Source organism: Moraxella oculi, from assembly GCF_023336735.1.
GTDB lineage: Bacteria > Pseudomonadota > Gammaproteobacteria > Pseudomonadales > Moraxellaceae > Moraxella > Moraxella oculi.
The window spans coordinates 71,272-81,892 of record NZ_JAMBAQ010000010.1 but is presented as its reverse complement, the minus strand read 5'-3'; the positions used below and the strand labels follow the sequence as shown (position 1 = coordinate 81,892).

15 protein-coding genes and 1 pseudogene are annotated in these 10,621 nt (G+C 42.5%); 15 read left to right on the top strand and 1 reads right to left on the bottom strand.

Annotation, left to right across the window (positions count from 1 at the left end):
• A pseudogene (locus tag M2R47_RS09645) lies at positions 1 to 112 on the bottom strand (IS1595 family transposase); the annotation flags it as partial.
• An 85-nt stretch (positions 113 to 197) separates the two neighbouring features.
• Here M2R47_RS09645 and M2R47_RS06185 point away from each other — a divergent pair.
• The 15 genes from M2R47_RS06185 to M2R47_RS06115 all read left to right on the top strand — a co-directional run bounded on the left by M2R47_RS06185 (position 198) and on the right by M2R47_RS06115 (position 10,573).
• A complete protein-coding gene (locus tag M2R47_RS06185) occupies positions 198 to 839 on the top strand; it encodes a DUF4055 domain-containing protein (RefSeq protein WP_249100459.1) in 642 nt (213 codons plus the stop codon).
• On the top strand, positions 817 to 2,196 hold the full coding sequence (locus M2R47_RS06180) for a colicin D domain-containing protein (protein ID WP_249100456.1): 1,380 nt from the start codon (positions 817 to 819) through the stop codon (positions 2,194 to 2,196). The genes M2R47_RS06185 and M2R47_RS06180 overlap by 23 nt, the downstream gene beginning before the upstream one ends.
• The gene (locus M2R47_RS06175) at positions 2,193 to 2,474 is read left to right on the top strand and encodes a colicin immunity domain-containing protein (RefSeq protein ID WP_249100453.1); all 282 of its coding nucleotides are present in this window, start codon (positions 2,193 to 2,195) and stop codon (positions 2,472 to 2,474) included. The genes M2R47_RS06180 and M2R47_RS06175 overlap by 4 nt, the downstream gene beginning before the upstream one ends.
• Positions 2,475 to 2,613: 139 nt before the next feature.
• Positions 2,614 to 3,231 carry a hypothetical protein gene (locus M2R47_RS06170; protein WP_249100450.1) on the top strand — a complete coding sequence of 206 codons (618 nt, stop codon included), beginning with the start codon at positions 2,614 to 2,616 and terminating at the stop codon, positions 3,229 to 3,231.
• 2 nt (positions 3,232 to 3,233) lie between these two features.
• Positions 3,234 to 4,250 carry a hypothetical protein gene (locus M2R47_RS06165; protein WP_249100448.1) on the top strand — a complete coding sequence of 339 codons (1,017 nt, stop codon included), beginning with the start codon at positions 3,234 to 3,236 and terminating at the stop codon, positions 4,248 to 4,250.
• 7 nt (positions 4,251 to 4,257) lie between these two features.
• The gene (locus tag M2R47_RS06160) at positions 4,258 to 4,464 is read left to right on the top strand and encodes a hypothetical protein (protein ID WP_249100446.1); all 207 of its coding nucleotides are present in this window, start codon (positions 4,258 to 4,260) and stop codon (positions 4,462 to 4,464) included.
• 54 nt (positions 4,465 to 4,518) lie between these two features.
• Positions 4,519 to 4,860: a hypothetical protein gene (locus tag M2R47_RS06155; RefSeq protein ID WP_249100444.1), complete on the top strand. Its 342-nt coding sequence runs from the start codon at positions 4,519 to 4,521 to the stop codon at positions 4,858 to 4,860.
• Between the two features lie 9 nt (positions 4,861 to 4,869).
• Positions 4,870 to 5,238, top strand: coding sequence for a glutamate 5-kinase (locus M2R47_RS06150; protein ID WP_249100441.1), 369 nt, complete (start codon positions 4,870 to 4,872; stop codon positions 5,236 to 5,238).
• On the top strand, positions 5,225 to 5,647 hold the full coding sequence (locus M2R47_RS06145; RefSeq protein WP_249100438.1) for an HK97 gp10 family phage protein: 423 nt from the start codon (positions 5,225 to 5,227) through the stop codon (positions 5,645 to 5,647). The genes M2R47_RS06150 and M2R47_RS06145 overlap by 14 nt, the downstream gene beginning before the upstream one ends.
• Positions 5,648 to 5,649: 2 nt before the next feature.
• On the top strand, positions 5,650 to 6,039 hold the full coding sequence (locus M2R47_RS06140) for a phage tail terminator-like protein (protein ID WP_249100436.1): 390 nt from the start codon (positions 5,650 to 5,652) through the stop codon (positions 6,037 to 6,039).
• Between the two features lie 8 nt (positions 6,040 to 6,047).
• Positions 6,048 to 6,965, top strand: a complete 918-nt coding sequence (locus M2R47_RS06135) for a phage tail tube protein (protein ID WP_249100433.1) — start codon at positions 6,048 to 6,050, stop codon at positions 6,963 to 6,965.
• Positions 6,966 to 7,136: 171 nt separating this feature from the next.
• Positions 7,137 to 7,589: a hypothetical protein gene (locus tag M2R47_RS06130; RefSeq protein ID WP_249100430.1), complete on the top strand. Its 453-nt coding sequence runs from the start codon at positions 7,137 to 7,139 to the stop codon at positions 7,587 to 7,589.
• A gap of 584 nt (positions 7,590 to 8,173) precedes the next feature.
• Positions 8,174 to 8,347: a YdcA family protein gene (locus tag M2R47_RS06125; RefSeq protein WP_249100427.1), complete on the top strand. Its 174-nt coding sequence runs from the start codon at positions 8,174 to 8,176 to the stop codon at positions 8,345 to 8,347.
• Positions 8,344 to 9,120, top strand: coding sequence for a hypothetical protein (locus M2R47_RS06120; RefSeq protein ID WP_249100423.1), 777 nt, complete (start codon positions 8,344 to 8,346; stop codon positions 9,118 to 9,120). The genes M2R47_RS06125 and M2R47_RS06120 overlap by 4 nt, the downstream gene beginning before the upstream one ends.
• Before the next feature lie 679 nt (positions 9,121 to 9,799).
• Positions 9,800 to 10,573, top strand: a complete 774-nt coding sequence (locus tag M2R47_RS06115) for a KilA-N domain-containing protein (RefSeq protein WP_249100421.1) — start codon at positions 9,800 to 9,802, stop codon at positions 10,571 to 10,573.
• Positions 10,574 to 10,621 lie beyond the last annotated feature (48 nt).

Here is a 10,621-nt window from a genome sequence, read left to right as displayed (position 1 = left end):
CCAAACACAGCTGTTTTGCCGTAAGCCCACAACCTCGCTTACCTTTGCGAATGCCACCGAAGTAGCTTTCATCAAGCTCCACTCCACCATCAAACAAAGCATGAGCTTCAAGCAGTTTCATTTGAACTTTTCACCTAATTTACAATGAATTATTTCATGCTTGTAGTATGGCGTAGGTGCTAATCCACTACAGTCCCTTGAATTTATCTCATTATAGGGACAGTGCCGACTACCAAGAAAGTAACTTTATTGCAGGTCAGCCCACCTTGTTTATTACAGGGGTGACCAATGAATGGTATCGTGATGTACTACAGCCCAATGGCGGTGTGCATTTGGGGTCAAGGGTGGGGCAGATTCTAGGCGTGGGGGCAACCGCTCAATTATTACAAGCTGACGCCAACAACGCCAATTTTGAAGCGATGCGACATAAAGAAGAACAAATGGTCGCCATCGGTGCAAGATTGGTTGGCAACACAAGCAATAAAACCGCAACAGAAGCAGGGGCGGAGATTGCTGAGCAAACATCATTACTGGCAACCATTTGCAATAACTTATCGGATGCTTATAGCCGTTGTTTTGGCTATCTGGGGCGTTTTGTGGGGGCTGATGGGGTGCCTACCGTCAGTTTTAATACTAACTTTGCCACCAATAAGATGACCGCCCAAGAACGAGCCCAGCTGATTGCTGAATGGCAAGGAGGTGCGATAAGCTTTGGTGAAATGCGTGCAAAACTGGTAGAGGATGAAATCGCTACCATTGAAGATGCTGGTGAAGCAAAAGCATTGATTGAAGGTGAATTACAAGGGTACGGCATAAATGAAGAGACTCATCAACCTTGAACGCCTAAAACAATCCTTGGTCAATGATTTTGGCAAAACCTTAAAGTCGGTAGATGAATATCTGCAAAAAGCGGTATTCAACCGTGAGGTAAAAAGCCTAAACGCTCGTGAAATCAAGCAATTAACCACCAATGCCGATAAAGAATTACAAGGCTTGTTTGGTGCTTATAGGGACGGATTAAAGTCAAACTGGCGTACGCTTTTTTCTCATCGCTACAAGGTACATAGTGATGAGGCTTACAAGGCAACCAGACAACGGTTAAACAGCCCAAAAAGCCTAATGGCGTACGCTGATAAAGTTTTTGATAAGCCGCTGCATCTAACCACCAATGTGGGCATCAGTCTGGATGAATTAACCAAATCATTTAGCAAAACCGAAAGCGAGCGGGTTATCCGTGTCATACGCCTAGCTCACAGCGAGGGTTTAACCAATGATAAGCTTGTGCAGCTGATAAGGGGTAGCCGTGCTAATCGTTATCAAGATGGCATTTTGCGTACAACAACAAGAAATGCCCACGCTATCGCACGCACAGGCACGGCGATTGTGGCAAGTGAAGCCAAGCAAGCCTTTATCAATGATAACAAAGACATCATCAAAGGCATTAAGGTTATCGCAACCTTAGACAGTCGCACCAGTCCGATTTGTCGCCACTTAGACCATCAGTTCATGCCGATTGCCAAGGCGAAATATCCGCCTTACCACTTTAACTGTCGGTCAAGTTTTGAAATCATCTATGATGGCTATATCGCTCCAAAACAGCGTACAAGCGAGCATGGCGTGGTAGAAAATCAGACCTATTATGAATGGCTGAAAAAGCAAACACCCGATTATCAAGATGAAGTGCTTGGCAAGACACGAGGTAAGCTGTTTCGTGATGGTGGCATGAGTGCAGAAAAGTTTAAATCCTTGCAACTGGATAAAAACTTTACGCCTTTGACCTTAGAGCAGATGAGACAGATTGAGCCTTTGGGGTTTGATAAAGCCAAAATTTTAAAAAACCGTCAAGGCGTACTGGTTGAAAACACACGATTTGGCGAAATAACCTTTACACGCTCACAGCTTGACCGTAAGTTTAAGCACGCTACTGATTTTGGCATTGATATTAGTAAAAAGAATGCAGATACTTTATTGACCTATCAACAAGCGATTTTAGAGCATTTGGCAGATGAAAAAACCATCGCAAAAGGCACTTATCGTGATGTCAAAAACAGTATTGTGTATTATAATAGTGGTACGATGGTTGCTGTTGCTATCAAAGAAACTGGCGAGTTTATTACGGCGTTTACTTTTAAACTAGATGACCCAGAAAGTAAAAAACAGTATGAATATTACATAAATAAAGGTATTTTATTTTGACTACATTGCTTAAACTGGCTTCGGATTTTCATCAAGGCAAATATCAAGCTGAAGAATTTATGATGAAATACCTAGAGGCTTGGCGTACTCCAAGAAAAGAGACCGTTACTGATGAGCAGGCAACGGCTGGGTGGCACATCTTTTCCGCTTGTGACAGATTTGCCCCTGATTTAGGGCTAGATGGTATTGATGACGACCCTGATATTAACATTAACGAAACTCAATTTAGAAAAGAAGTTGAGCAGATATTAAAGTCGGTTGGATTGATCAGACCTTAACACCCTTAAAATACAAAGCATTGACGATAAAAAATGCCTTAAAAATGGCGTTTTTGATCATTTAACCCCAAACCCTTTGCAAATGCAAGGGGTTTTTTATTGTCCGCAATTTGTAATTGCAAACAAAAGGTAGTAACCCATGACAGACGAAAACAAACAAGAGACCCAAATCACAGCCGAGCAGTTTCAAGCGGCACAAGCAGAAATTGAACGCCTGCGAAAGCATAACGAAACACTCCTGGCAGAAAAGAAAAGCGAGACCGAAAAACGCAAAGCCGAGCAAGCCGAAAAAGACAAACAGGCGGAAGAACTGGCACGCAAACAAGGCGATTTTGAAACCTTAGAAAAAAGCTATCAAGATAAAATTGCAAATCTTGAAAAACAGATGAGTGACATGACAGCCGAGCGTAACAATGATTTGATTAAATCACAATCATTGAAAATTGCCAGCCAGCTATCCACCAATCCACACAACCAAGAAATCTTGCAAATGCTCATTGAAAAACGCTTAACGGTGGATAGCGGAGCAGTTAAAGTAACAGATGGCAATGGTAACTTGACCATTTCTACATTGGACGATTTAGTAAAAGAGTTCAAAGATGGGGGTAAGTTTGACAGTTTGATTGACGGCACAAGGGCTAGTGGCACAGGGGCAACAGGTCAAAGTCAAAAACAAGCCCAAGATTATAGCGAAGCCGAGCGAGTCGCTTTGGCACAGTCTAACCCAACTTTATTTAATCAATTATTCATGGAGTAATCATGCCCAATTTAAGAGAAATTTTTAATAAAAATGTGGTGTTGTCTTATCAAGTTAAAGACAACCTGCAGCGTTCAAAGTTTTATCAGTCAGGAGCCTTTGTGTCGGACAGTCGCCTAAGACCACTACTGACAAGCGGCTCAAAAACCTTTGAAGTGCCATTCATCCACCCCATTGATGGCAATCTTGAAGCCAACTATGGCAACACCATCATGACTGATATCGCCATGCCAAGAAGCATTGAAGCAAGTAAGTCAAAAGGTCGTGTGGCGTTTTTAAACGAGGGCTTTATTGAGAGCCGACTGGAGAACTATCTAACAGGCAAATCGCCTTTGAGTGAGATTGCTAAGATGTTAGATAGATTTTGGCTAACCCAAATGGAAAACCGTGCCATTGCTACCGTGTTTGGTTTGATGAACTATGACCATACCAACGGCAAGAAGCTTACCCATGACATTTCAAAGACCACCGCTGATGACACCAGTGGCTTTGATGTGAATGCGTTCATCGACGCTGAAGGCACGCTTGATGAGGCGTATCAAGGACATGGCATCATGATTGTCCACCCGCTCATTGCCACCAAAATGCGTAAGCAACGCCTTGTGGAGAAAGTTGCCACCGCTGATGATTTAAAGCCTGTTGAGACTTATAACGGTCGCACCATCGTTCAATCCACCAAAGGCACGGTTATTGGCACAGGCAAAAATGCTAAATATGTGTCGTACTTGCTAGGTCGTGGGGCATTCGCTGCCGATGTCGTAGCAGGTCAAGATGATTTAGAACTTGAACGCACGGCAAACACAGGTAACGGTGCAGGTCATACCACGCTTTGGACACGCCGTCATGCGTTAATCCACCCACAGGGGTTTAGCTTCATTGCTGAAGACTCTGCATTGACAGGCGGTACAAAGAATGAAGCCTTATCAGCAAGCTGGACAGACCTACAAACAGGCACAAACTGGCGACTGGACGCAACACCAGAGCAAACGCCAATCCGCTTTTTAATCACCAATCTATAAGGAGTGAATGATGGGACTACCCAAAGACAAAGTAAAACCTGCTTATAACTACACTTACCCATCAGAAAGAGACTACTTTGACGACTCAAAAAGTACGGCAGGGGCGATGAAAGCGACCGATACCGCTAAAAGTGGGGGCGACTATGGCATTAAAAATCCAGAAAAAACAGAAGCTTTGACTGGCACGACATCAGAAACTGGTAAAGTGGAATAATCGCAAACCCCCCATAAGGTAAAGTTCTTATGGGGGTTTTATCATGGGGTATTTATGACGCAAGACGAACTAAATTTGCCTGATGCCAATGAAGATACGCTACTTGCGGTCAATGCTTGGCTATCACGCCATCAAATACAAAAACCCTACCATGACAATGTCAAACAAGCAGGGCGACTGATTGCTAAAGCCTACATGGCGGGGGAGCTATACCAAACACGCACTGAAGGCGTGGTGGTATCTAAATCATCAAAAGCTGGCGATGTATCAGTATCAAAAACCTATGCAACAGGCGTTGATGGTCAGCCGATGAGTGAGTATGAGATGATGGCACTTGATTTAATCAAACCTTTTATTGCCAAAGGCGGACTTAACTTGATGGTATCTCGCTACTAAAGGATGGGCATGAGTTTAAAAAATGAAATAAACGAAGAAATCCGTCAGGCGTTTGATACTGATTTGGCGGATGCCGTTACCGATTTTACCGCCACACGCCAAAGCAATGATGATTGGGTCATCAATGACAACGGCACGCCAACCGAAGCCTACACAGGGCGTGGGGTATTTGGCTCATACAGTGCGTATGAGACGGACGGGCAAGCGATTGGTATTCATGATGTGAAGCTGATTTGCTTACAATCTGAAGTTACAGGTATGCCCATGATTGATGATGTCATCAATGACATGCGTGTGCTTAGCATTGCCAAAGACCCTGCTAATGCGACATGGGTAATGCAACTAAGGGGGCTTAGCGATGGGCATGAAGTGGGATAGACCGCCTAGCGATTTTATCAAGCAAATCACAGACGAGCTAGATAAGCAGTATCGCACCTTTGCCATTGATTGCTATAACAATGTGGTGGCACTCTCTCCTGTCGATACAGGAGCATACAGGCGATCACATCACATCAGCATTGGTGCACCAAGCATGGCACAAATGGGTGCAAGCATTGAGGTGATTATGGGGATTGCTAAGGGCAATTATCCGACAATTTACATTCAAACCAATTCGCCTTATGCAGGCGTCATTGAATTTGGTGGTTATCCCAATCCTGTTAAGCGTGGTACATGGCGTAAAGACAAGGGGTATTACGAAGTCCGCTCAATAGGCGGATTTAGTATTCAAGCACCTAGCGGTGTGTATCAGAACGCCTTTAACAGTGCAATGGCAAGAATGGGGTAAGCATGAACAGCGTAACAATTGAACGGCTTATATTAAGCCACATTGCACGGTGGGAGCATTTTGACCCTGCCTTGATGGGTAAGGACAATGTAAACTTCAAACCGCCTAAAAAGGGCGTTTGGGGGCGTGTAACGGTGCTTGGCGGTATCAATCACATCAACAGCATGAGCGATGAGCCGTGCGTGCTTGAAGTGGGTACGCTGATTGTGCAGTTATTCACGACTGAAAATAGCGGGACAGTTGCAATTAAAACACAAGCCGACAGCCTTGCCAAGCACCTAAAAGCCAAACAGCTAGAGCGGCTTGAGCTATTAGCCCCTAGCATCATCAGTGTGCCGTCAATCGATGGTATTTATCAAATCAATGTGAGTGTGCCGTATCGGTACTACTAGGAGTAATTATGTCAAGTGGCGCACGCGTCAAATCAGCATACGCTAAACAAGCAGACAAAACCATTCCACAAACAGGGTGGAAAATCTTACCCAACATCACAAACGGACTAACCGTATCAACCGAACTAACCAACAGCGAAATGCTTTCAGGCGGACGCATCGGCAAGGCAGGCATGGTAACATCTGCAAGAGTTGAAGGCTCGATCGAAACTGAACTGATGTTTGAAGCTTATGACGATTTAATCGCAGGTGCTTTTTGGAGTGATTGGTCGGGCGGTCGTGCATCGCCAAACACACTAAGCATTGGCACAACCAAACATCAATTTGCCATTACTAAAGACTTTGAAGACATCACGGTAAACCATGTATTCGGTCAATGCGTGGTATCGAACTTTAGCCTAAGCGTTGATGCCGAAAGCCTTGTCAAGCTAAGCTTTGGCATGACAGGCTTGGACTACCAGCAAAACAAAGAAGCATCATTTGCAAAAAGCCCCACGCCAACACCCGATACTGCCAAAGCCAGCGGTTTATCAATCGGTGAAATCAAAGTCGATGGCACAAAGCTTGATGTGTGCGTGGAATCGTTTAGCCTTGAGATTGACAACCAGACCGAAATTCAGAAGTGTCTAGGCGAGAATATCTATGGCGGTAACATACATGCCATGCTTGCCAATATTAGCGGTAGTATGACAATCGCATATAGCCAAAAGGCACACGACATCATCACTAATCAGCTAACAGGGCGAACACTAAGCCTTGAAGTCCCCATCAAATTTGCGGACAACAAGCGCTATGTGATTAAAATCCCCAAATTCCAAGTATCGGGCGAAATCCCAAGCCCATCAGGCACGGATTTGGTCACAGTTGATGTTAATTACACCGTGGTGGACGAAAGCCCAGTCATTGAGCGACACACCACAGCGTAAATAAAGCAAAACCGCCAATTACTGCAAATAATTGGCGGTTTTATTAACTCCTTTTGAGATAGAAATGGAAATGAAACGCTTCTTAATCTTGGTGGGATTAGCGGCATTCGGCTTGTTGCTTTTTGCTCTACCTGCCATTATCACGGCGATTAAACTGTAAGGATAAACAAAATGACTTTTAAACTAGATATTTTAAAAAAACCCAATCTTGAAAAGATCACGAAAGAAGTAAGCATTGGCGGCATTGAATTAACAATCAAACTTGAAAGAGATGAGGCGTTAGAAAGTGCTATCGATAAGATGCAAACTCCGAACATTGAGCGCATTGCACTAGATGATCTAAGACGGAAAAATCAAGGATTGTCAAAAGACACAACATGGCTATTTATTGTTGGCGAATATGCTATTGATAAATGGAATGTGGTAGACGCCGATGATATGCCGCTAGCCATTAATGGCGATAACTTCATCTTGCTAATCAATAGCTTGCCACCTAAAGAACGTGGCGAATTAGTCGATGCTGCTTTAGGTGCTTTCTTCGTGGGTCGCCTTGAATACAAAACGATGACGGCTGAAGTCGTAAAAAAGCCATCGACCGCTACAAGTGGCAAACCCAAGAAGTAAAGCTAAACGCCAAGCGAAAAGAGATTTACAAGCGACTTGGTATAGCATTGCCAAATGAAGTGGCGGGCGACTTAGTCAGCGACAATTGCATACAGATATTTGCGTTAGCTAGCAGGCAAAGACGCTATATTGACGGCATAGCATTACCCTTGAGTGTACGGGATATTAGCGATGTATGCGAACATTATCGCCATTATGCGCCCAGATGGCTGCTTGATGCCGTGGTGTTCGCCCTTGATGATATTTGGCTGGATAGTTTTAACAAGAAATCTAAGCGGTAAATAAGCAAAAACCCTTAAACTGTGGCGGTTTAAGGGTTTTTTATTTTAACCCCTTTGAACAAGAAAGGAATTAAACTTAAGATGAATTTTACCATAGATTTTGTGAAATTGGGAGAATTGCCTATGATAAACTTAATAATCTTGGGTATTTTTGCGTTATTGATAGTACTTGTTTGGCGATTGCCCGATATTATAAGTGAAGTGCGAAAGTTTAAAAATGATGAATATGATAAAATGTAATCATCTATTGCCAAAATGTAACGGCTTGTGTAAGATATAAGCTTGACTTACAAGGAGCAAGAGATGAAAAAGTTATTAGCAATTTGCACAGCTTTAATGTTAATTACAACACCAGCCATGGCTAAAGGGAATAAACCTTGCAGCGGCAAAAAGGGCGGTATCGAAGCCTGTACTAGTGATGGTAAATTTTTGTGTAAAGACGGGACTATTAGCAAGTCTAAAAAGGTCTGTAAGTGATGAATATTAATATAAAATGCTTAACTTTGGCTGCTCTTGTCGCTTTATCACTAACAGGTTGCAAAGAAAAAGACACAGGTCTTGAAAAGCAGGTTATTAATGCAGCTCATGGGGCTTGCCTAGATAAGCTGACAGGTCTGCTAAAATCCCCATCAAGTTTAAAAGTTAGTAAGGTGGATATTTTTTTAGCGCAGCCAAATGCAGATTTAGTATTTGGTTTGTATCGTGATGATATCATTGATAAAGAAAAAGGGCGTATAAAAGAAAGTTATGAGCAGGTTTTAAAGCCGTATTATAGAACATTAGGAACTCATATTGAGTATGATGCTCAAAATAGCTTTGGAACAATGTTGCGCGGTCAATTCTTTTGCGAATTTGCGTATGAAATTAACAACACTGGCAACGGCTCTGATTATCTTGAATGGTCAAAAATCATTCAAGATAACGAAGTGGCAGACTTTGCAACTGGCTTATTTGCAGAACCATCGATTCTGATAAGTAAATACTCAAATTGGAAATTGCATGGCGATATTCGCAATATTTTTGCTGAAGTTACTGTAGTGCCAAATGACAAAGATCAAAAAATGCTTCAAGAAGTTTTTGAGTTATCGAAAAGCATCCGAGAAAAACAACCAACAAAGCAGCCAGTGCAAAAAACAGCAGAAGAAGCAGCGCAAGATATAGAAGCTGCCGAGGCTGCAAAACATGCAGAAGAAGCAGCGCAAGAAGCGCTAGCTAAATTGGGGCTTTCCGCAATACCTCACAATAAATAAGTTTAATAAAAAACCCACTTTACAAGGTGGGTTTTTTTAATAAGCAAAACCCCAAACTCTGCAAAGTTTGGGGTTTTTATTATCCAATTAACCATAACTTAATAGGACAACATGTGAGTAATGATAAACGATTTTTGATGAAATTGCTAGGGGTTTTTATGATAGAAATAACTAATGTAACGCCTGAAAAGATTGGAAAGTTGCTTTGGAAAATCACATTAATGATTTGTATCATTATTGTGTTTTTTAAACTGCCTGATTATATCAATGCCGTTAAATGGTGGTAGGGCTTGACATGGGGTTTGGGCTAGGGTAATATATGCCCTAAGGTGTCGTAACCTTACAAGTAAGCGGATAACCGCAACCGTGATTTGGCGGTCTTTTTATGCCTAATTTCTACTATATGTAGATTGTCTAAAGTTAATCCGAAACTTTGCATAAAAACCACTTCTCAAATTTGAGAAGTAAAAAAACCCTATCAAAATTCCACTCCGCAAATTAGCGGAGTGCCTAAAAATAAAGCAATACCCAAATTTGGGGAGTGTTTGAGAATTATGCTAGGGGTGGTGGCGAGATAAGGTAGCAATACACGAATAAGCCCAGCCGTCTTACTTCGGCTTACGAACACCCCTAGCACCCTATATGGGTAAATTTCGTAAACTTTAAGTAAGGAGTTCTTATGAACTTAATCATCTCAAACCAAGCCATTAGCCAACACAACGGCTTATTTTCCCTAAATGATTTACATAAAGTCTCTGGCGGTGCTAAAAAGCATGAGCCATATCAATTTATGCGTAATCAAGAAACCAAAGAGCTGATTGCCGAGATTGAAAGCGAAAACCAAATCGCTTATATGACCGTGCAAGGTGGCAACACCAAAACCACAAAGCAAGGTACATTTGTCTGCCGTGAACTGGTCTATCGCTATGCCATGTGGATCAGTGCCAAATTCAGCCTTATGGTTATCCGTGCGTTTGACGCACTTAATACAGGGGCGATACCTTGTTTGCCTAAGCTGTCATCAGACGACACCCTACCACTTCGTAATGCAGTGAGTATGGCAACAGGTGTGTTACGCTTGGATTACTCTACCATTTATAAGATGGTGTATCAAAGATTTGGTATTGATGAAATCAAAGAATTGTCAAAAGAACAAATCCTACAAGCGGTAAAATATGTGCATGAACTGATGGTAAAATCAAAAGGCGGTATGGATGACAGACTGTCCATCAATGCCCAGAACTTGGCATGGCACACACAGTTCATCTATTCTTGGTATAAAGCCATTGAAGAGCCGTTTAGAATGCTAAGCCCTAAATTATCAGGCGAGATACACGGCCACATCATTCATGCTGCGATATTTGCTAACCACATTGGCAAACATCTGGGCTACAACGGCATGAACCCTGAACGCTTGAAAAACACACACTGGTCGGTTGGCCGTTATTATTAATTAACTAAGCTTTTCATTATAAAACCCTGCAGGCGTGGCTTGCGGGGC